21 protein-coding genes are annotated in these 21,109 nt (G+C 30.0%); 4 read left to right on the plus strand and 17 right to left on the minus strand.

Annotation, left to right across the window (positions count from 1 at the left end; translation table 11 throughout):
• The first annotated feature begins 172 nt into the window (after window positions 1-172).
• Window positions 173-1,084 (plus strand): LD-carboxypeptidase, encoded by a 912-nt coding sequence (locus tag H0I30_RS11750; RefSeq protein ID WP_218772049.1) that lies wholly within the window; start codon window positions 173-175, stop codon window positions 1,082-1,084.
• A gap of 3 nt (window positions 1,085-1,087) precedes the next feature.
• A complete protein-coding gene (locus tag H0I30_RS11755) occupies window positions 1,088-1,447 on the plus strand; it encodes a YraN family protein (RefSeq protein ID WP_218772050.1) in 360 nt (119 codons plus the stop codon).
• Between the two features lie 55 nt (window positions 1,448-1,502).
• On the opposite strand, the gene H0I30_RS11760 is transcribed toward H0I30_RS11755, so the two are convergent.
• Window positions 1,503-2,876: a TlpA disulfide reductase family protein gene (locus tag H0I30_RS11760; protein WP_218772051.1), complete on the minus strand. Its 1,374-nt coding sequence runs from the start codon at window positions 2,874-2,876 to the stop codon at window positions 1,503-1,505.
• 125 nt (window positions 2,877-3,001) lie between these two features.
• Between H0I30_RS11760 and H0I30_RS11765 the strand changes: the two genes are divergently transcribed.
• Window positions 3,002-3,796 (plus strand): SDR family oxidoreductase, encoded by a 795-nt coding sequence (locus H0I30_RS11765; protein WP_218772052.1) that lies wholly within the window; start codon window positions 3,002-3,004, stop codon window positions 3,794-3,796.
• A 101-nt stretch (window positions 3,797-3,897) separates the two neighbouring features.
• On the opposite strand, the gene H0I30_RS11770 is transcribed toward H0I30_RS11765, so the two are convergent.
• A complete protein-coding gene (locus tag H0I30_RS11770; RefSeq protein WP_218772053.1) occupies window positions 3,898-4,254 on the minus strand; it encodes a hypothetical protein in 357 nt (118 codons plus the stop codon).
• A 114-nt stretch (window positions 4,255-4,368) separates the two neighbouring features.
• Between H0I30_RS11770 and H0I30_RS11775 the strand changes: the two genes are divergently transcribed.
• Complete coding sequence (locus tag H0I30_RS11775) at window positions 4,369-4,902, plus strand: CvpA family protein (RefSeq protein WP_218772054.1); 534 nt, start codon at window positions 4,369-4,371, stop codon at window positions 4,900-4,902.
• 35 nt (window positions 4,903-4,937) lie between these two features.
• Here H0I30_RS11775 and H0I30_RS11780 read toward each other — a convergent pair whose 3' ends face one another.
• The 15 genes from H0I30_RS11780 to H0I30_RS11845 form a co-directional block, all read right to left on the minus strand.
• Entirely contained in the window at window positions 4,938-7,610 is a 2,673-nt protein-coding gene (locus tag H0I30_RS11780; RefSeq protein ID WP_218772055.1) for a carboxypeptidase-like regulatory domain-containing protein, read from the minus strand.
• The gene (locus H0I30_RS11785) at window positions 7,589-8,353 is read right to left on the minus strand and encodes a GLPGLI family protein (protein ID WP_218772056.1); all 765 of its coding nucleotides are present in this window, start codon (window positions 8,351-8,353) and stop codon (window positions 7,589-7,591) included. Before H0I30_RS11785 ends, H0I30_RS11780 begins: the two co-directional genes overlap by 22 nt.
• A 120-nt stretch (window positions 8,354-8,473) precedes the next feature.
• On the minus strand, window positions 8,474-9,235 hold the full coding sequence (locus H0I30_RS11790; RefSeq protein WP_218772057.1) for a GLPGLI family protein: 762 nt from the start codon (window positions 9,233-9,235) through the stop codon (window positions 8,474-8,476).
• 90 nt (window positions 9,236-9,325) lie between these two features.
• Complete coding sequence (locus H0I30_RS13060) at window positions 9,326-9,454, minus strand: hypothetical protein (protein ID WP_255554384.1); 129 nt, start codon at window positions 9,452-9,454, stop codon at window positions 9,326-9,328.
• A 343-nt stretch (window positions 9,455-9,797) separates the two neighbouring features.
• Entirely contained in the window at window positions 9,798-10,427 is a 630-nt protein-coding gene (locus H0I30_RS11795; RefSeq protein WP_218772058.1) for a carbonic anhydrase family protein, read from the minus strand.
• A gap of 5 nt (window positions 10,428-10,432) precedes the next feature.
• A complete protein-coding gene (locus H0I30_RS11800) occupies window positions 10,433-12,304 on the minus strand; it encodes a SulP family inorganic anion transporter (RefSeq protein WP_218772059.1) in 1,872 nt (623 codons plus the stop codon).
• A gap of 104 nt (window positions 12,305-12,408) precedes the next feature.
• Window positions 12,409-12,708 (minus strand): hypothetical protein, encoded by a 300-nt coding sequence (locus H0I30_RS11805; RefSeq protein ID WP_255554295.1) that lies wholly within the window; start codon window positions 12,706-12,708, stop codon window positions 12,409-12,411.
• Window positions 12,709-12,765: 57 nt separating this feature from the next.
• Complete coding sequence (locus H0I30_RS11810) at window positions 12,766-13,518, minus strand: tetratricopeptide repeat protein (RefSeq protein ID WP_218772060.1); 753 nt, start codon at window positions 13,516-13,518, stop codon at window positions 12,766-12,768.
• Window positions 13,518-15,278, minus strand: coding sequence for a BatD family protein (locus H0I30_RS11815; protein WP_218772061.1), 1,761 nt, complete (start codon window positions 15,276-15,278; stop codon window positions 13,518-13,520). The genes H0I30_RS11810 and H0I30_RS11815 overlap by 1 nt, the downstream gene beginning before the upstream one ends.
• A gap of 51 nt (window positions 15,279-15,329) precedes the next feature.
• Complete coding sequence (locus H0I30_RS11820) at window positions 15,330-16,130, minus strand: tetratricopeptide repeat protein (protein ID WP_255554296.1); 801 nt, start codon at window positions 16,128-16,130, stop codon at window positions 15,330-15,332.
• 17 nt (window positions 16,131-16,147) lie between these two features.
• Window positions 16,148-17,188, minus strand: a complete 1,041-nt coding sequence (locus tag H0I30_RS11825; RefSeq protein WP_218772062.1) for a VWA domain-containing protein — start codon at window positions 17,186-17,188, stop codon at window positions 16,148-16,150.
• Window positions 17,189-17,191: 3 nt separating this feature from the next.
• A complete protein-coding gene (locus H0I30_RS11830; protein ID WP_218772063.1) occupies window positions 17,192-18,199 on the minus strand; it encodes a VWA domain-containing protein in 1,008 nt (335 codons plus the stop codon).
• A complete protein-coding gene (locus tag H0I30_RS11835) occupies window positions 18,186-19,103 on the minus strand; it encodes a hypothetical protein (protein ID WP_218772064.1) in 918 nt (305 codons plus the stop codon). The genes H0I30_RS11830 and H0I30_RS11835 overlap by 14 nt, the downstream gene beginning before the upstream one ends.
• Window positions 19,104-19,133: 30 nt before the next feature.
• A complete protein-coding gene (locus H0I30_RS11840) occupies window positions 19,134-19,997 on the minus strand; it encodes a DUF58 domain-containing protein (protein WP_218772065.1) in 864 nt (287 codons plus the stop codon).
• A gap of 76 nt (window positions 19,998-20,073) precedes the next feature.
• Window positions 20,074-21,063: a MoxR family ATPase gene (locus tag H0I30_RS11845; protein WP_218772066.1), complete on the minus strand. Its 990-nt coding sequence runs from the start codon at window positions 21,061-21,063 to the stop codon at window positions 20,074-20,076.
• Window positions 21,064-21,109: the final 46 nt, after the last annotated feature.

Raw genomic sequence — 21,109 nt, forward strand, 5'->3', positions numbered from 1 at the left:
AGTGCAAAAGTACGAAAAAGCAATTTTTTAAACTGTTATAAAATGGGTACATTTGATAGATTAGACTTTATATATTAATAGCATAAAAAAATAAGACACTATTTTGAAGAGAAGTGTACTAGTATTATCTTTTTTCTTAACAGCTTTAATAGCTTTTTCGCAAACAAAAACTATGAAATTAATAACGCCGCCTTCTTTACAAAAAGGAGATACAATTGCGATTGTAGCACCTGCAGGAATATTAAAAAACAGAAAGCATGTTATAGATAAAGCAAAGAAATTAGCGCAAAGTTGGGGTTTAGAAGTTGTGTACGGAAAGCATTTGTTTAACCAAGCGCATCATTTTGCAGGAACTGATGAAGAGCGTTGTGAAGATTTTCAAAAAGCTTTAGATAATCCGAATATAAAAGCAATTTGGGCGGCTCGAGGAGGTTATGGTTCTGTTCGGATATTAGATAAATTAGATTTCACGAAGTTTAAAGAAAAGCCGAAATGGGTGATTGGTTATTCTGATATAACAGCTTTTCATAATCATATTCATAATGTGGGTGTAGAAACCATTCACGGAATTATGGGAACAAGCATGCAAGATGCGCCTGAAGTAATAGCAAAAAGTGTTGAATCGCTTAAAAGAGCATTGTTTGGAGAGAGTTTAGCGTATGAAATTTCGAATTCAAAACACAATCGATTAGGAAGAATAAATGGAGAATTAGTAGGAGGGAATATTGCCATTTTAGCATCTATGTTAGGATCAACGAGTCAAATGTCTACGGATGGTAAAATTTTATTTATTGAAGAAATAGGCGAATATAAATATTCTATTGATCGTATGCTGCAAAGCTTAAAGCGTGCAGGCTATTTTACGAAAGTAAAAGGAATTATTGTTGGTGATATGACTAAGGTTAAGAAAAATACTACGCTTTGGGGAACTTCAATAGAGCAATTAATTTTAGATGTGATTCCGAATGATGTACCAGTATTATTTAATTTCCCTGCAGGTCATGAACCTGATAATAGAGCTTTAATTATGGGAAGAAATATTACGTTAAACATCAAAGAAAAAACAGCAACGGTAAATTTTTAAATAGTGGCACAGCATAACGATCTTGGTAAAAAAGGGGAGGAGTTAGCAATTACTTATTTGCAGGATAATGGCTATGCTATTATTGAAAAAAACTACCGATTTAAAAAAGCTGAGGTTGATATTATTGCACAAAAAGAAGGTGTTTTAGTAGCGATAGAAGTTAAAACACGATCGAGTACTTATTTCGGAAATCCACAAGATTTTGTACACCCAAAGAAAATAAAATTACTAGTTATGGCGATAGATAATTATGTAATCGAAAAAGATTTGGATATAGAGGTTCGGTTTGATATTATTGCTGTATTAAAAAATAAAGATACTTATAAGATACATCATATAGAAGACGCTTTCTTATATTTTTAAACACAAAAAAGCCCAACAATTAAATTGTTGGGCTTTTTGTTTTTGTTAAGTAGGATTACTTATTTAAATAATTTTTTACATCATCTAACAAGTTAGGCATTGCAATTATTTTTTTGTTGGCATCTAATATAAAATAAGAAGGCGTACCTAATAAATTATATTTTTGCACTGTTTCATTATCAAACTTATAATCAGGATGCGTTCCTATTGCGTTATGAGAATGTGGTAATTTCTTAATAAACGCTGTCCAATCTGCTTCGTCATTTTCAATTCCGAATGTAATTACTGAAACATTTTCATGGTTTGCATTCATATAATCATGTAGTTCAGGAACTTCATCAACACAATGAGGGCAACCGGTACTCCAAAATACTAATAAGTATTTTTCACCATCATTTAAAGTAGATAATTTCATTTCTTTATCACCTTCTTTCCAAGAAAAATCAGGAGCAATTCTACCAACAGTTGCACTTAATAACTGTACTTTTTCTTTTTTAAATTCAGCATCAAACTGATCGGCTGGTAAAACATCATAGTATTTTTCAAATAACCAATCTACAGCTTCACCATTACGTTTATCTGTTAAAGAAGTAATTAAAAATTCGGTAACAGCTTTTCTTAATTTACCATTAGGAACTTCATCCATAACTTTAAGAATAGATCGTCTTAATAACTTTCTTTGCATTTGGCTATCTTCAGATGAATTTAGGTAAAAAACAAAATCAGAAATACGATCAACTAAAAAAGAAGAATTGTAAAGAGCATCACTTTTAAAATCAATATATTTAAAAAAGTTCTCATTTGTAGCAGCTAAATACTCTTCCATATTATCAAACGGATTAGACTCATTGTATCTTTGAGAGGCTTTAATAAAGTGATTTACTAGCATACCTTCCGATTTATTCTCATACATGTCTTGTAAATCCTCAAGCTCATCTAATGCTTTTTTGTAAGCTTTTTTGGCATCTTTATTTTCTTCAGTTATAAAAGTTGCTTGGTTTAGGTCAACTTTATTTTGAATTTCTGCGTAAGCTATTGAGTATTCGTTTAATAATTTGTTCTCTCTAGAAGCAGTAAATACAACAGATTGATCTGGGTATTTAGGGTTGAATATAAATTCTACATTTTCTTTATTAAAATAAAAATCTACAAAACCAGCACCTTTATTTCTGTAAGTAGCTCTATATGCACCAGGTTTAGCATCGTCTTTTAACTCGAATTGAAACCTACCTAACACTTGATTTTCTCCACCAACTGCAATAGTATCAAATTCTATAGTCGTATTTGCTACGAATTTTTGCTTAGCTCCTTCTATTTTATAAAGAATAACCCAGTCGGTTTTCTCAGGTGGAGTTAAGGTTCCTTTAACTGTATATTGAGCGTTAGCTATAGAAGTGGCAAGTATTAATAGCGCCAGTAATTTTTTCATCATTATAATTTAAAGGTTTGTAAATAGGATTTAAAACTAATCATTTGCTAACTTCTTTCCAAGAAGTGTACCAATTTTATTTTTTCTTGCTTATTTTTAGAAAAGTTTATTTATAAAATAGAAATATGCAGCTGAAAAACAAAGTGTTTTGGATTACCGGAGCTTCATCGGGCATTGGTAAATCTCTAGCAATAGAATTATCTAACTACGATGTGAATTTAATTTTATCATCAAGAAATAAAAATGCGTTGGAAGAGGTTAAAAATAAGTGTAAAAACATATCGAAAGTAAAAATAGTTACGCTTGATTTAGAGAAATATGAAAATATGAATTCTAAAGTTAAAGAGGCATTATTGTGCTTTGGAGCGATTAATGTTCTAGTAAATAACGGAGGTTTAAGTCAACGTTCATTGGTTGTAAACACTGATATTTCTGTAGATAAACGCTTAATGGATGTTAATTATTTAGGAACCGTGGCGTTAACAAAAGCATTATTACCTTATTTTATTAAAAATAAATCTGGTCATTTTGTGGTAACTACAAGTATTGTTGGTAAAATTGGTACTCCGTTACGATCATCTTATGCGGCAACAAAACATGCATTACATGGTTTTTTTGATAGTTTACGAGCCGAACATCACAACGATACTATTTCGGTAACGTTGGTTTGCCCTGGCTTTGTAACGACCAATGTTTCTAAAAATGCACTTACAGGAGATGGAACTCCGCAAAATAAAATGGACAGCGCAACGGCAAACGGAATTGATCCTGACCGTTTTGCTAAACTAATGCTAAAAGCTATTAAAAATAAACGAGAAGAAGTATATATCGGCGGAGCCAAAGAAAGGTTAGCCGTATATGTAAAACGTTTTTTTCCTAAAATTTTATCAAAAATGATTCGTAAACTAAGTGTTACTTAAATAAAAGGTATATAATTTATTGCTAAGAAAATGAAGCAATCTTTTTAATTGAGATAAAGATTACTTCGTTATTCTTCCTCGTAATGACGAGTTTATAAAAACTACTTAAAAAAGTCAATCAATTCAAAATAATTAATAATTGCTTCTTTTATTAAAACGGATTGTTCACCGGGTTTTAAGTTTGGCAATTCTGTTAAGGTTTTATAATGTGGCCATCCGTCTTCATCAAAGAAATCAAATTCATAATATCCGTAAGGTTCTAAAAGCTTGCAAATAGCAATATGCATTAGATTTACTTTTTCGTCTTTTTTAAATTTACGTTGCCCTTGTCCTAATTCTTGTACACCAATTAAATAAATAACCGCATCTACATTTAACTCATCACCGTCTGCAAATTGATCTGATAAATTTTTTACCAGAAAATCCCATTTTTCCTTTAAGTTAACTTCTTTCTCCATCTGTTTTTTTTGAGTTAGCAAAGATACAAATGAGTTGTGTATATTTGGTGCAGAATGTGCACACATAATTATTTAGTGTGTATATTTTCATTAAAATGCTATTATTTTATATTTATGAATACGTTTGATATTATTATTGCAGCTTTACTTCTTTTCGGTTTTATAAGAGGATTAATGAAGGGGTTATTTGTTGAGGTTGCTTCTTTGGTTGCTTTGGTAGCTGGGGTTTATGGTGCAATACATTTTTCGTATTTTATTGCCGATTGGTTAAAAGATAGCGTTTCTTGGGACGAGAAGTATATTTCATTAGCTGCTTTTGCTGCAACATTTATTGTTATTATAATTACAATTTCTCTATTGGGTAAAATATTAACTAAAATAGCCGATTTTGCTTCTTTAGGAATAATTAATAAAATTTTAGGCGGTGTTTTTGGCGCCTTAAAAATAGGTTTGATTTTAAGTGTTGTTTTTATTTTCTTCGGAAAGATGAATGATACGATTCCGTTTGTAAACAAAGAAAATTTAGAGGAATCTATTTTATATGCTCCTGTTAAAAAGATAGCACCAACAATTTTTCCATCAATAATTAAAGATGATGGAGAAGTAACAATTCCTGAGATTGAAGAAACTTTAGAAGTTGAGGTATAAAAAAAATCCGAAGTTATTAACTTCGGATTTTTTGTTTAAAATCTATATTTTAATTTTAGCAATGCAAACCTAGGTAAAAGCCTGTATTCTGTTGTTGATGTTCCGATATCACTAATAGAAAAACTCTTAAATGTTTTAGTATTTAATAAGTTTTTACCCGTTAGGTAAAGTGTTAATTTATTCTCTATAAGGTTGTAAGTAAGGCTAACATCTATAAAATTATAAGTAGCATCTTTTTCTAAGTTTCCGAAATAATAGCGTTCAGATTGTATATCAGCATTAAATTTCTTGCTAAAAATAAAAGATAAATCTAAGAAGCTTTTATTATTTGTAAATGAATTCTTAAAACCAGATTGTTGTATTTTAGAAGTGTTCCACTTTGTACCAAAGTGATAATTAAAAAAACTTCTAAAGCCAGAGCGTAAGTTTACACCATAATTATAATTGTTAGAAGTTACTTTTCTTAAGCCAGTATTGTTTACACTATTTTTAAACTCGCTTTTAGTATAGCCAACATCTAATTTAAGGTTAGAAGAAATCGATTTAAAATAATAATCTATTTTAGAGTTTAAGCTTACATATTCTCTATCTTTTACTACAATTTTTTCAGCTTGATTATAGTTTTGTTGTATTAAACTATTGCTCGAAAAGAAATCGTAATTTTTGGTATACATTAAGCTAAAATAAGCAAAAAAGCGATCACTATAATTACCTAGCGAGTAGTTTAAATTTGCAGTTGATGAATTTAATTGATTAAAATTACCGGTACCTTTAGAAAAAGACCGGAAACTTGTTAATGCAAAATTGTTATAAACATCTACTATTTTTGCATTTGTAGTATTGTAAGAAATTGAAGAGGTTATTTTATTGCTATCATTTATTTTCCAATTAATACCAATACTTGGATTTATATAAAAGTAGTTTTCACTTTTACTAAGAGTATTGTCATTTAAACTGTTAGTAAGGTTGTGAAAGTTTAATTTACCAATAAGACTCAAATTTTTAATTTTTAAATGATATTTACTTTTTAAATACGCATCATTAACCTTGTACTCAGTTGTGTTTTTATAAGCAGCTGGAGTATTTACAATTGTATTATTTTCTAATAAAGTAAGTTGTGTGTTTAATTTATCGGCTCTATATTCATTACCTAATTGCAGCTCTAATAAATCACCGTTTTCTTTTCTGGTTAGTAAATGTGTATTAAAACCAGCAAATGTCATTTCGCTATCGCTTAATTGTTGTATGTTATTTGCATTAGTAGAACTTGGAAATAAATCTTGAAATAAAAATTGATTTGTTTGATAATTTTGAGGTGATTTTTCAGTAATAAAACGTGCTGTTGTTACATAAACGTTTTTTTGATTGAGCTTATTTGTAAATATTATTTTTTGATCAAAAATATTATTTTGATGTTTTAAATTTTCGATAGTACTATTACCGTTAAAAGTTAAATTAGAAGTATCGTTAAAATCACCAAACTTATATTTGGTAGTATTTGTTAGCATTTTATTTTTATCGATGTTATAAATTACATCAACTTTACCAAAAGCAATGGTATTTTCATTGTTTAACTCAGTGTTTTCAGTGTTTGTAAAATTGGTGTTGGCAGTATTTATATTATCAATACTTGTTTCGGTATCACTATTTTCATCCCAATTTAAAAAACTTAAGGCTTTTATTTTTAGTTTTTTTGATGGGTTAAAAATAGCGTTTAAAGAAGCCAATTCGGTATTGTTAAAATTGGTTCTTTCTTTATCGAAAAATGAATTAAAAATAGATAAGTTTAATAAGTTTCTGGTAGATTGATTATCACCAATACTACCTGGTTCGTTATAACTAGTGGGGTTTATTAAATGGTTTATGTTACCCGTAACATCGATACCTGTATTGTTAAGGCTTGTTAGAAAAAAGTATTTATTCTTTTTTCCGAAGTTCATTAGGTTGGCCTTTGTTTCGTAACGATTTTCAGAAAACAAACCATAGCCTAAACTGATGTTACCAAACCAAATACGTTTTGCTTTTTCGTTTAATTTTAAATTTAAAGCAACTTTATCACTATTTTCTATGCCTTTTAAAAGATGGTTATTAGAATATCTTTTTAATACCTCTACTTCTTCAATAGGATGTGCAGGCATGTTTTTAGATAGTATTTGATAGCCTTTTTCAAAAAAATCATCACCATCAACCATTAGTTTTTCTATTTCTTGATTTCCTACTTTTATTCTTCCTTCACTATCAATATTTAAACCAGGTATTTTTTTAAGTAAATCTTCTACCGTTTGCTCGGTACCATTGGTAAATGCTTTTGTTCTGAAACGAATGGTATCTTTTTGTATAAAAACAGCTTTCTCTGCCTTTATAATTACTTCATCTAAACTTATAGCATCCTCTTGTAAAACTGCATTAATAGTAATTTTAGCTTGGTTTTTATTAACTCCTATTGGGGTTGTTTTAGGCTTAAATCCTAAGGATGAAAAAACTAAATTAAAACTTCCTGTTTTATTTGTTTTAAGTTGATAATAACCTTTGTTGTTTGAATAAGTATATGAAATATATTCTTTAAGTAAACTATCTTTTAAAATTACATTTCCTGCTATTATGTTATTCTTGCTATCTTTTAAAGTACCTGAAATTATAGTTTGTGAAAAACTATAAGTACATATTAAGAAAAAAAATAAAGTATTTACTTTTGTTTTTCTTCCCATTCGTATATAATCTCTTTAGCAGAATTTCTATCTGTAGACGATTTTATTACAGTAGTGCCTCTATCGCTATTTTTTGCATTTATTTTTGCGGTTCTTTCTTTATCTCTATTAGGAACAATAACCTCAATATACTTTCTTAAAGGTATTGCTTTTTCTTCATTAGGGAAGTTGTTAATAGTTATAGTATCTTTAAAACTCACTTTAGTAACCCTAAAATACACTTCTTTTTTATCATCTTTTACTTCAATTATTAAACCTGGTAATCCTTGTAATTTCCACGGGCCAAATGGTACCGGTATTTTATTTGTAAACCAAGTAGTATAGGTTCTACCTCTAAAATACCCAGTTGCTTTTTGGCATTTATATTCACCTATCTTTTTAAACTCATTTGTTATTTTCCAATTAATTTTAGGCAATTGTTCTTTAAGAGACGACTTTGTTTTGGTATAACCAGATAATAATAGGTTCTTATTAATATCAGTAAAAACTTGCGGTCTATTATCAGAGTCGGGTAGGGTAATATTAAGATTTCCATTTACCCTTTTTTTAGTCTCTTTTTTAAATCCATTACTTGTTTTTAATACAATATAATGCGATTTATTATTATCTATTTTTAAAACTCCAGTGGTTTTATACAAGTGACTAATATTTGTAATAACATCATATTGTACCTCTAATGAGTTTTGCCCCATAACAGTTGCTGTTATTAAAAATAAAAATAGATTTAGAGTTATGTTTTTCATTTTTTTAAAGAAATTTTACTTTTTCAATTAGATATAAGTTCATTATTCAATTTTGTTAATTGAATTGCTGCAATTTTTGTACCTTTTTTTACTCGATGTGAAATTATTTGGTTATCGCCCTTAATTTTGTTTTTCTTCCCATTCGTATATCATTTCTTTATCTGTATCTCTATGAATTTTTGAAGTTACAGTTGTATTTCTATCACCATTTCTTGAATTAAATTTTGAATCTAGAGCTTTAAATTTATTTGGTACAATAACTTCAAAAAATTTTCTAAATGGTATTGCTTTTTCTTTACTAGGTATATTAATAGTAAGTTCATGTTCTTTAAAACGAATAGAAGTAACATTAAATGAAAATTGTGCTTTTTCATCTGTAGCTTCTATAATTAAACCTGGTAAACCTTGTAGTTTCCATGGGCCAAATGGTACAGGTATTTTAGTTGTAAAATATGTAGTATAGGTTCTGCCTCTAAAGTATCCTATTGCTTTTTGGCAGTTATAGTCACCTATCTTTTTAAATTCATCAACTATTTTCCAATTAATTTTTGGTAATTGTTCCTTTAGAATGTTGTTTTTTCTAAACATTGGTACTGAACTAATAAGTATTTTAGTGCTAATGTCTGTAAAAACTTGAGGTCTTCTATCAGAATCAGGAATTAAAAGATTTAATTGACCATCTATAACTCTTTCTTTAATTTTTTTTAACCCATTTTTGTTTTTCAAAACAGTATAATGAGACTTATCATTATCTATTTTTAAAATAGCTACTGCTTTGTAACTAGTATTGCTAATTACTTGGTAGGTCGCTTCTATAGAATTCTGTCCAAAAATAGTTGAGGTTATAAAGTATAATGATATTAGTATAATTATTTTTTTCATTTACGATGTTCAATTTGTTAATCTTATAGTAATAATTCTTTTTCATATTTTGATAAACAAGCTCACAAAGTGAGCTTGTTTATGTACTGCCTATTCTAAAACGGCAGCTTTTAAACGTGCGTTTTCTTCTGCCGCATCAGCTGCAGCTTTACAGTTCGCTTTGTTATTTGCATAGGTTACCATTAGCATAAAAGCTAAAATAAAAATTACTTTTTTCACACTATTTATATCTCCTTAAGATCTTGAATGATTAGTTTAAGACCGGACAATAAATTAATTACGCTTAAGTATTGGTTTACTAGGTAACTAGTTGTTGCTAGTAAATTTGTTTTAATAAATATAATTATTACTTATACAAACATACAGTCCCAGCATACAGTATACAATACCCAATATCCCTATTTGTTTGTTAGGGGTATTGGGTAGTTAAATAGGGGTAACCCTATTTTTGTTAACTTTTCTTTAACATTTGTGTTTTATAATATCTATAATTCTAATTGTAGATATAAAAAAATCCGAAGTTATTAGCTTCGGATTTTTTAATTTTATAAAGTAGGTAGTATTACAACATGGTAACTTTACCTGTATGTAAAGAGTATACACCACCAACGATGGTAATTTCTCCGTTATCTTCCATTTCTTGTAAAATTTTACTTTTTTCGCGAATACGCTCCATAGTTAATTTTACATTGTTTTCAACCGTTTTAGCAACAAACGCACTGTTTGTTGAGTTTGCTTCGCCATCAACTTGTTCAGAAGCCATTTTTGCAGCTGGTACAATATTATCTAACATTGCAGTAATATTACCAAGTTCTACACCATCACAAGCTGCTTTTACAGCCCCACAACTTTCGTGACCTAAAACAAATACCAATTTACTTCCTGCAACTGCACAAGAATATTCCATCGATCCTAAAATGTCAACATTTTCGAAATTTCCAGCTACACGAGCTACGAAAACATCACCAATTGTTTGGTCGAAAACCATTTCTACCGGTACACGTGAATCTATACAAGATAAAATTACTGCTTTTGGAAATTGCCCATCTATAGTTTGCTTTACTAATTCAGGTACATTACTTGCGGTTAAGTTATTTGCAACATAACGTTCATTACCTTCTAAAAGGTTTTGTAAAACGCCTTTAGGTGTTAAAGCACTTTGCACATTTTTAGTTATTGCTGTATTTCTCATTTTTTTTAATTTTTAAATTCGTCTTTTACGTTTTCTTTTATCCATTTAACACAAGTGTTAAAATTTTTAAAGATGTGTTCTTTGGGAATAAAATTTGGAATGATACCTATTCGTTCCATCATATATCTTGGTTGTTTTAGTAAGTTAACAAACAAGACGTCAATATTTTTTTTCTTTAAATCCTGCAACATATCTTCCATGGCATATAAACCAGATTGATCCATATATTGCATTCTACCTAAACGCATAATTACTGTAGAAGCTGTATCGGGTATTTGTTTTGCAAGTGCTTGGAAATCGCTTGTAGAACCAAAAAACAATGGGCCTTTTATATGTTTTATAAAAATTTCTTGTTTTAATTCTTTAGGGAAATTTATTTCATCTGGCCAAGCCTCTTCATCTAATGATTTTAAATCTGATCGTTCGGCTGTTAAATCCCCAATTTTTTTCATAAACATTAAAGAAGCAATTACTAAACCAATACCTACTGCGTATACTAAGTTCCAAAAAGTAGATAATAACATTACAACTAGCATAATAATAACCTCAGAACTTACTTTAAAAGGTCCGATTTTAGCATCTTTAGGCAAAGCAGGAATTGCTTTTAAACCTTTATAATCCATAACACCAATACCTACTGTAATTAATATACCGGCTAAAACACCTGCTGGTATTAAAGAAGCTATTGGACCTAATCCTAATAAAATTACCAATAACATAAGACCAGCTATCATACCAGATAATTTGGTTTTACCACCAGAATTAATATTTACAACGGTACGGATTGTTGCTCCGGCACCAGGTATTCCACCAAAAACAGCAGCAATACTATTACCAATTCCTTGTCCTATTAATTCTTTATTTGGTTTGTGCTTTGTTTTAGTCATATTATCAGCAACAACTGATGTTAACAATGAATCGATAGCTCCTAATAAAGAAAGTGTTAAAGCTGTAAAAATATAAGGTGTTATATTTCCAATACTAAAATCGGTAAAAATACCTAGGTTAGGAACCGGAAATCCGCCTGGTATTTCTTGTATAGGACGATAACTTGTTGGGAAAAACAGTAAAGCAACTCCCGTCATTACAACTAGTGCTACTAATGTACTTGGCACAGCAGTAGTAATACGTTTAAAACCATAGATAATAAAAATGGTTCCTAGCGCTAAAGCTAATTGTAACCAGTTAATGTTTTTTAAAGCTCTTGGCAATACTTTTAATGTACCTAGTACACCAGAAGCTTCTTTTCCTGCTAAAGTTTCACTTTCCTTTAAAATGTCAGCTTGAGTTGTAGCTTCAGATCTTTTTATAGTTTCTCTAAAATCTTCTAGTACTAAAATTCCCTGACCAGCTTCTTCTTTTAAAATGTTTTCTAAGATTAGCTCTTCCGCTTGGGGTTTAAATTGCTCAACAAATTTAGCGTCTTCCTTTGCATAGTAACCTATTGCAGGTAAAATTTGAGTAACCAAAATAATAACTCCAATAGCAGTCATAAATCCAGATACTACAGGATAAGGAATGTAACGGATATATTTACCCAAGCCTAAAACTCCTAGCGCTATTTGAAATAGACCAGCAAGTAAGAAAACCATTAAAATTGTAGGTAATGCTTTTGTTACATCACCATCATTTGTGGCAAGTATACCAGCAATAACTACCATACTTACAGCCGTCATCGGTGCAGTTGGTCCTGATATTTGTGTGTCTGTACCACCAAATAAGGCAGCAAAAAAAGCTATAAAAATAGCTCCGTATAAACCTGCAGCCGGACCTAAACCAGAACTAACACCAAAGGCTAATGCTAAAGGTAGAGCTACAATTCCGGCAGTAATACCACCAAATAAATCTCCTTTGAAATTTGAGAATAATTTTTTCATAAATTAAATATAATCGATTGTTAATCTTTTTTAAAATAAAAAAGATAGTGAAATGTGTTTGTAATCTCAAAATAAATGAGAGTTACTTTTAAAAATGTAGTAAGTTATATTAGCTCCGGAGGTGGAGTTAATATTTTAGGATGTTGAGAAATGTAGTTTTTTGATTTAAAACGGACATTTTTCTTTTTTTGAACATCATTAAAGAAAACAGAAGTATTGTTCGCCAATAAAGAGGTTTTTAAATCTAAAACCTTTAGTACTTTATGACTTTTATTCTCCTCTTCTTCATTTAATTCTAAAAAAATAGTAATGTCTTGATTTTTATCAACCAAAGATATAACCGTAGGTATAATAATAATACCTGCGAATAAAATGATAAAGAAAAATGCTATTTTAGATTTCAAATGAAACTAGTTTCTTTTATGAAAAGCAAAATTAACCAATTTTATAGACTTAAAATGTTATAATTCCTTTAAATTTTCGGAGAGTAACCAACCTATTTTTCCATCGACTAGTTTAATTTTGTTCCATTTATCAACCGTATCTAATACTTTAACCTTGGTACCTTCATGCAACATAAAAATTTCATCAGCATCTTTAGTTGGCGCATTCTTTACATCAACTTCTTCTGAAAAAACAATTGCGTTTATGGTATTTTTAGATTGATTATATTGTGAATACGTAATTGCGAAAGCAGCAATTAATAGTATAAAAGATAAAATACTAGTTGTAAAAAAGAACCTTTTTTTATTCGGAGTATCCGAAAAGTAAAAAAACAAGTATAAAATTGCCGCTGAAAAAGAAAGTAAAAGAACGATTATAGCCCAAGTATTATAAGTGATTTTTTGTAAGAAATTTTCATTTATCCTTTGAAAAACAGATTTAGGTAATTCTTCAATTCTATCTAAAGTTAACTTTTTTGCTATAACTAAATTATTTTTAGCGTCTTCATTTAAAGGGTTTAAAAGAATTGCTTTTTCGTAATTGTAAATAGAAGGTGCGACTTTATTTAATTTATAATAAGCATTTCCCAAATTATAATACAATTCAGACGACACCTTTTTAGAAGCTTCTATTTTTTCATATAATTTAATAGCTTCCTGGTATTTTCCGTCTTTATATAGCGTATTTGCAGTTACAAACAATTCATTAGCGTTTTGCGCTAATACAACGGTTGATATAAAAAACAATATTAATACAATAGCCTGTCTCATTATAATTGTTTGTCTAATTGTGTTATTATTTCTTTTGCCTTTTCATACTCTTGCTCCATTTGTAGGTTTGTAATTGGTGTATACCTAGCAAAATCACAATCGTTTAAAACATCTATAAAATTAGTTATAGTTGTGTTTTCAATTTTTTTATCTTGTAATAAAAAGGTGATTTTTTCAGTGCTTATATCCAAGGTTTCTATACCTAATTTAGCCTTTAAATAATTATGTAATGCTCTTTCTAAAGCTTCATAAAATGCTTCTTTATTTCCTAATTCTTTTTGTGCTTCTGATAAATACTTTTTAGCCAATCTATCTGCTTTTCGTTTTTTATTCCCAACAATATCAACATCTCGTTCTTCTTTTTTCTTATTGATAAAAATAGCAACAGGAATCGAAATTATTGGTAGGAATAATAAAATATAAAATAAGATAGAATTAAAAAAGATAGTTGTTTTTACAGGTTCAAAACTTGTAGTAGTTTGTAAGTACTTAAAATCATCTCCAGTAATTTTTACATCTTGTTTTATAACAATATCAGACTGGTTTTTTGGCAATGGTTTACCCTCTAATACATCAACATATAAATCATCTGTAACTATGGTTTTATACGTTTTTTCCTTCGGGTCAAAATAAGAAAAGCTCGTTTTCGGAATCTTGTATTTCCCTTTAAATTCAGGTACAACAGTGTATGTGTCGCTAACAGATCCGCTTATTCCGCTAGAAGTAACGCTAATTCTTTCTTTTCTTTCTGGTTGATAAATTTCAAGCTCTTCAGGTGTTTCTATTTTAGGAAGCTCAAATAGTTTTAAGTTTCCTTTTCCGTTAACTTCTACTTTTATTAACGAAGATTCGTTTGCTTTTAAAGAGCCTTTGTTAAGTGAAACATCAAAAGAAAAATCACCAACTGCGCCTGTAAAATTCTCAGGTTTATTGTTAAGAGGTAAGGCTTTTGCGCGAACTACTTTTTTAGCAGAAGAAAATTCTCTTCTAACTTGTTTTGTAATTACATTCCCAAAAAAATCTGCACGCCCTGTAGGAACGGCAACAATAATATCCATTTTCATAGGATCTATTGTTAATCTTCCGTTTTTGGTTGGTACTAATAAAGCTTTATGAAGTACCGCATATCTATAACGTTCACCATTATACATTCCTGTTTTTACAGGAGTTCCGTTTCTTTTTATTTCTTGATTCCAAAAGCCGTTATATTGCGGAGCCTCAGTAATTGCATTGTCATAAATACCAACGTTATCACTAAAATAAAGGCGATATTCGACATAAACACTTTCTCCAACATAAGGTTGCGACTTAGAAAGTTCTGCAACTAAATGGATGTTTTGTTGTGCTATATAATTCGGGTCGTTAGGGTTTTTAGGAATATCAACAGCGCCTAAAACAATAACTTTTACGGTATTCGATTTTATAATTTCCCCACCAATTTCTATAGTTGCTGGTGGAATATTAAATTCACCTTTTCGTTTGGGCTGAATAATATAAGTGTAAGATTTAGAGAAGGTAACTTTTCCGTTTATCCAAGATTGACTAACAGATTGACTTGGGCCACCAACTATTTTGAAGTTTTTAAAGTTAGGCGCTTTAAAATTATCCGCTCCTTGTTTGTTGGTCGAAAACTCAACACGTAAACGTTGGTTAACACCTAGTTTGTTTTTACTAACAGTTGCTTTTAATGCTGATTCTTGCGCATTAATAGTTAGGGTTATAAAAAGGAGTAATAATGATGTATATATTTTCAACTTCATATTCATTTTCAAAAAAACATTAAAAAGAGTTAAGTGTAAAAAAAGATAAGATTACCAATCTTTTTCTTGTTTCACCTTTTTTCCTTTCGATTTTTTAACATTCATTTTCTTTTGCGTCTTCTTTTCCTCGTTATTCAAACTCTCTAACAATTGCTTCATTTGCTCAGGAGACATTTGTGCTTGTTTTGGCTGCGGTTTTTGATCTTTCTTTTCAGGCTTTTTTTGATCTTGTTTGTCTTTATTTTCCTGATCTTTTTTATCGTCCTTCTTATCTTTGTCGTCGCCTTTTTTATCTTTATTCTGATCTTTCTTTTTGTCCTTATCGTCTTTCTGATCCTTTTTGTCTTTGTCGTCTTTTTTATCCTTGTCCTTATCTTTTTTGTCTTGCTCTTGTTGCTTTTTTAAATCTTTTTGAGCTACAGCCAAGTTATAACGGGTTTCATCGTCATTCGGATTTCTTCTTAACGCATTTTTATAGGCATCTACGGCTTGCTGATATTGTTTTTGCTCCATTTGTGCATTTCCAATATTATGATATGCTTCTGCTTTATCGAACTTATCTTTCGATGTTTTTGCGGTTACTTCAAATTGCGCAACAGCTTCTTTATATTTTTTTTCTTGATACAACGTATTTCCGAAATTGTAACTCGCCTTATCGTAGGTGCTGTTTTTTCCTAGTGCTTTTCGGTAAGAAATAGCGGCATCACTAAATTTTTGTTTGTTATATAGCTTATTACCTTCACGTAATAAACTTCTTGCTTCACGCTGCAGTTTTAAGGTGTCTAGCTGTGCTGATACATTTATAGTAATCAACATTAAAAATAATAATAGTATGTTTTGTAGTTGTTTCATTTCTTATAAAATAAGTTCTATGAACCTTCTTCGTTAAATAAATCTGCTTTTTTAACCCATTTGGTTTTCTTTTCGAAAAAGAACAAATCAATAATTAAAAATAGCAATCCGATTCCTAAAAACCACTGAAATTGATCTTTGTAATCAGAAAATTGTTTTGTTTCAAACTCACTTTTCTGAGCATTGGCAATAATGTTTTCAATAATATCAACAGGATTATCAGTTCTATTACCGTCAATATATTTTCCTTCGGATGCTTCCGCAATATCTTGTAAAACAGTTGTTGTTCTTTTGGTAATTACGGTTTCTCCTTTTCGATCTTTTTTATAACCAATAAGTGCGCCGTTTAATTTTATAGGAATAGGCCCTCCTTTTTCTGTACCAACACCAATGGTGTATACTTTTACGCCTTCGTTAGCAATATTCTGAGCAACTTGTTTTGTTTCCTCTTGATGATCTTCACCATCAGAAATAATAATTAAAAAACGATTGGTTTGCTCGTCATTATTATAATAGGTTTTTGCTAAGTTTAAAGCTTCGTTTATGGCGGTTCCTTGGCTCGAAACCATATCAGGATTCGCATTTTGCAAAAACATTTTGGCCGCAGCATGATCGGTTGTAATTGGTAATAACGGATACGCATTACCTGCATAAATTATAATTCCGACTCTGTCGCTTCCTAACTTATCAATAATTTTAGAAATAATTTGTTTTGATTTATCTAATCTATTTGGCGCAATATCTTCAGCCAACATACTTTTAGAAACATCTAAAGCAAAAACCACATCAACACCTTCTCTTTTTACTGTTTTTAACTTGGTTCCCATTTTAGGGTTTACCAAGGAGATAATTAAAAAAGAGAGTCCGATTAATAAGAAAATCAATTTTACAACCGATTTAAATGTAGATGAATTCGGAGCAATTTGTGTTAATAACTTTGCGCTTGCAAATTTTTTCTGAGTGCGTTTTTTCCACCATAAAACCAACAAGAAAATAACAACTATTATTGGAATAATTGCAAACAGATAAAAATATATTGGTTCTTCTATACGATACATTGTTTATATAAAGCTTTTAAATAAAGTGTTTTTTAATGTGAATTCTAGTAATAAAAAGATACCGGCTAAAAATACTAGTAATCTGTATTTTTCAGTATAATTATAATATTTAAATTCTTCTATTTTTGTTTTTTCAAGCTTGTCAATTTCATCATAAATAGCTTTTAGTTTAGAGTTGTCGGTAGCTCTAAAATATTTACCATCTGTTTCTTTTGCAATATGTTTTAATAAATCTTCATCTATTTCAACTTGTTGTTTTCTAAAAGAAATTTTACCTGTTCGAGGATCTTTTGCCCAAGGAAAATCTGCCATCCCATTAGTTCCTATTCCAATAGTATATACCTTAATATCGTTTCCTTTTGCTAAACCTGTTGCTGTTTTCGGATCTACAAAACCTGCGTTGTTTACACCATCTGTTAAAAGAATAATAACTTTACTTTTCGCTTTGCTTTCCTTTAATCTGTTTACTGCAGATCCTAATCCCATACCAATAGCTGTTCCACCTTCTAACTGTCCCCATTTAATTTCAGAAATGGTTCTTTTAATGATAGATTTGTCGCTTGTAATTGGTGTTTGAGTAAAACTCTCCCCAGCATAAACTACAATACCGATTCGGTCATTTGGTCGACGATTTACAAAATCAACCGCCACTTTTTTTAGCGCTTCTAGTCGATTTGGCTTTAAATCTTTAGCCAACATACTTGCCGATACATCAATTGCCATAACAATATCAATACCTTTATTTGTTTTCGTTTTTTTACTTACCGCTACGTTTCTTGGTCTTGCTAAAGCAATAACCAAACATGTTAAAGCAGCGAGTCGTAATAAGTACAATAAAGGCTTTAATTTAGATAAAATAGAACCTTGTACTTTAAAACCTTTAACGCTAGATATTGTTAATTGTGCACTATCTTTTTTTCTAGAATAGTAATTCCAGAAAGCTAATAACGGAATTAATATCAGCAACCATAAAAATTCGGGATTATGAAATTCAAAATTATTCCACTTCATCTTCTTTTACTTCTTTTTTAGGTTTCAAATTATCTAATACACTCTTGGCATCTTTACGATCTCCTTCAATTTGATGTGCCATCGGTTTAGATTTAGCAAACTTTACTAAATCAGATTCTTGTAATAATTTTCGTAACTTATATATCGTTTCTTTATCTGTTTCAATCGATTTTATTTCGTTTAAATCGTCTAAAATAGCTACCAATTCATCCGTAGTAATTTCTAGTGCAGGTATGTTTAATTCCCTTTCTATATAACCTCTTACAATTTCGGTTAGTTCACTGTAGTATTTTTTAATTTTATTGTTTTGCCACAATAGTTTTTTATCTAACTCTTGCAGTTTTTCAATCGCCTCTTCATAAGGCGGTAATAACGGAACAATAATTTCTTCTTTGGCTTCTTTTTTCTTTTTGATAACAAAGAAATAAAGTAACAATCCTATTACAATAAGGATAGCTAATGTCCACCAGAAATAATTTTTAAAATCATCAAATTGATATGGTTCTCCTTTGATTGCCTTAATAGGAAATTTTTTAATTTTAGTGGTGTCAATAGCAACTGTTGCTACATTAATTAATAAACTATCTGTTAAATAAGGTTGGTTTTTAATAAAAACTTGTTGCTGCGGAATGTAAAAAGCACCACTATCAAAACCTGTTAAAATATATTTTTGAATCAGTTTATTTTTAACAGTATCTATTTTTAAAGTGTCAATTACCTCTAATCCTTTTAAATTATTTAATTTAGGAAGGATAACGTTTTCAGTTTCATCTACCGAAATTTTGTATTGAAATTGCTCTCCAATTCTAATATTGGTAGTATCAATTTCAACTTTTATTTTGTTAGATTGAGAAAATCCAACGCCATAAATAAGTAAGAATATGTAGAGTAATTTAGTCTTCATTTTTATCTTGTCGATTAAAATAGGTAGTTTTTATTTTCGTTTAAAATAGCCTAATAATTTTGTTACATAGCTTTCATCTACGCGTGTATTTATAGTTCCTGAACCACTTTTCTTAAAAGTAGTTTCGAAATAGTCAGTCAATCTTAAAGCATTTGCTTTGTATTGATTTCTTACAGATGACAAACTTGTGTTTACTAAATGTGTAGTTCCTGTTTCGGCATCAAGCATTGGAACCATTCCTAAATTCGGAATTTCCTCATCATGTTTGTCATACACTCTAATACCAGTAACATCATGTTTATTACCAACGAGTTTTAGTGTGCGCTCATAACCGTCATCCATAAAATCAGAAAGCATAAAAACAATGGCTTTCTTTTTCATAACATTTGATAAAAATTTTAAAGCTTCACTAATATCTGTTTGTTTGCTTTTAGGTTTAAATTCGATTAATTCTCGAATAATACGCAATACATGACTTTTCCCTTTTTTAGGAGGAATATAAAGTTCTACCTGATCAGAAAACAAGATCAATCCGACTTTATCATTATTTTGTGTGGCTGAAAAAGCTAGTGTTGCAGCAATCTCGGTAACGGTATCTTTTTTAAATTGATTAGAAGTACCAAAAGATTCAGAGCCAGAAATATCCACCACCAACATCATGGTAAGTTCACGCTCTTCTTCAAAAACTTTTATATAAGGTTCGTTATAGCGCGCAGTTACATTCCAATCAATCGCTCTAATATCGTCTCCGTATTGATATTGGCGTACTTCAGAAAAAGTCATACCACGTCCTTTAAAGGTTGAATGGTATTCTCCTCCAAAAATATGATTAGACAAACGACGTGTCTTAATTTCTATTTTACGAACTTTTTTTAGTAATTCTTTTGTATCCATTTCTTTTCAATTGTCAATTAACAAGTTTTATAATCAGCAATGTTTTTAATACTGATTGTTGTTTCTTGATAATTGATTATGGCACTTGTACTTCGTTAATTATTGAGTTTATAATATCTAAAGAAGTAATATTTTCGGCCTCAGCTTCGTAGGTAATTCCAATTCTGTGACGTAAAACATCGTTTACAATTGCGCGAACATCTTCAGGTATTACATAACCTCTTCGTTTAATAAAAGCGTAACATTTTGCTGCTTTTGCTAAATTGATGCTTCCACGAGGCGAAGCTCCAAAACTAATTAAAGGTTTTAATTTTTCTAAATTATAACGTTCAGGATAACGAGTGGCAAATACGATGTCTAGAATATATTTTTCTATTTTCTCATCCATATATACTTCGTTAACAACTTCACGAGCTTTTATAATCTGATCTACAGAGATAACCGGATTAACTTTTTCAAAAGTTCCGCTTAGATTGGCGCGCATAATTGTTTGTTCATCTTCTAATTTCGGATAATCAATCACTGTTTTTAACATAAAACGGTCAACCTGAGCTTCAGGAAGCGGGTATGTTCCTTCTTGTTCAACAGGATTTTGAGTTGCCATTACTAAAAAAGGTTCTTGTAGCTTAAAAGTTTCATCACCAATGGTAATCTGACGCTCTTGCATTGCTTCTAATAAAGCAGATTGCACTTTAGCAGGCGCACGGTTAATCTCATCGGCTAATACGAAATTGGCAAAGATTGGACCTTTTTTAATCATGAAATCATTTTCTTTCATGTTATAGATCATCGTTCCAACAATATCTGCAGGTAATAAATCAGGCGTAAACTGAATACGACTAAAACTACCTTGTACTGCTTTAGATAGTGTGTTAATGGCAAGAGTTTTTGCTAAACCAGGCACACCTTCTAGTAAAATGTGTCCGTTACCAAGAAGTCCTATAAGTAATCGTTCAATCATGTATTTCTGACCAACGATAACTTTACTCATTTCATTTGTTAATAAGTCAACAAATGCGCTTTCTCTTTCTATCTTTTCATTAATAGCTCTTACATCTACATCCATAGTAATTAAAGTATATTATAATTTTGTGAAACAAAGCTACAATAAT

Origin of the sequence: Tenacibaculum sp. AHE14PA (assembly GCF_019278465.1) — a bacterium.
GTDB lineage: Bacteria > Bacteroidota > Bacteroidia > Flavobacteriales > Flavobacteriaceae > Polaribacter > Polaribacter bernardetii.

Bases quoted from the DNA above. Each gene is read 5' to 3' on its own strand.
- H0I30_RS11825 (WP_218772062.1), bottom strand. From the start codon at position 17,188: ATGTATCGTATAGAAGAACCAATATATTTTTATCTGTTTGCAATTATT.
- H0I30_RS11830 (WP_218772063.1), bottom strand. From the start codon at position 18,199: ATGAAGTGGAATAATTTTGAATTTCATAATCCCGAATTTTTATGGTTG.
- H0I30_RS11780 (WP_218772055.1), bottom strand. From the start codon at position 7,610: ATGGGAAGAAAAACAAAAGTAAATACTTTATTTTTTTTCTTAATATGT.
- H0I30_RS11760 (WP_218772051.1), bottom strand. From the start codon at position 2,876: ATGAAAAAATTACTGGCGCTATTAATACTTGCCACTTCTATAGCTAAC.
- H0I30_RS11840 (WP_218772065.1), bottom strand. From the start codon at position 19,997: ATGGATACAAAAGAATTACTAAAAAAAGTTCGTAAAATAGAAATTAAG.
- H0I30_RS11750 (WP_218772049.1), top strand. From the start codon at position 173: ATGAAATTAATAACGCCGCCTTCTTTACAAAAAGGAGATACAATTGCG.
- H0I30_RS11770 (WP_218772053.1), bottom strand. From the start codon at position 4,254: ATGGAGAAAGAAGTTAACTTAAAGGAAAAATGGGATTTTCTGGTAAAA.
- H0I30_RS11845 (WP_218772066.1), bottom strand. From the start codon at position 21,063: ATGGATGTAGATGTAAGAGCTATTAATGAAAAGATAGAAAGAGAAAGC.
- H0I30_RS11815 (WP_218772061.1), bottom strand. From the start codon at position 15,278: ATGAAGTTGAAAATATATACATCATTATTACTCCTTTTTATAACCCTA.
- H0I30_RS11795 (WP_218772058.1), bottom strand. From the start codon at position 10,427: ATGAGAAATACAGCAATAACTAAAAATGTGCAAAGTGCTTTAACACCT.
- H0I30_RS11820 (WP_255554296.1), bottom strand. From the start codon at position 16,130: ATGAAACAACTACAAAACATACTATTATTATTTTTAATGTTGATTACT.
- H0I30_RS11800 (WP_218772059.1), bottom strand. From the start codon at position 12,304: ATGAAAAAATTATTCTCAAATTTCAAAGGAGATTTATTTGGTGGTATT.
- H0I30_RS11785 (WP_218772056.1), bottom strand. From the start codon at position 8,353: ATGAAAAACATAACTCTAAATCTATTTTTATTTTTAATAACAGCAACT.
- H0I30_RS11835 (WP_218772064.1), bottom strand. From the start codon at position 19,103: ATGAAGACTAAATTACTCTACATATTCTTACTTATTTATGGCGTTGGA.
- H0I30_RS11810 (WP_218772060.1), bottom strand. From the start codon at position 13,518: ATGAGACAGGCTATTGTATTAATATTGTTTTTTATATCAACCGTTGTA.
- H0I30_RS11775 (WP_218772054.1), top strand. From the start codon at position 4,369: ATGAATACGTTTGATATTATTATTGCAGCTTTACTTCTTTTCGGTTTT.
- H0I30_RS11790 (WP_218772057.1), bottom strand. From the start codon at position 9,235: ATGAAAAAAATAATTATACTAATATCATTATACTTTATAACCTCAACT.
- H0I30_RS11765 (WP_218772052.1), top strand. From the start codon at position 3,002: ATGCAGCTGAAAAACAAAGTGTTTTGGATTACCGGAGCTTCATCGGGC.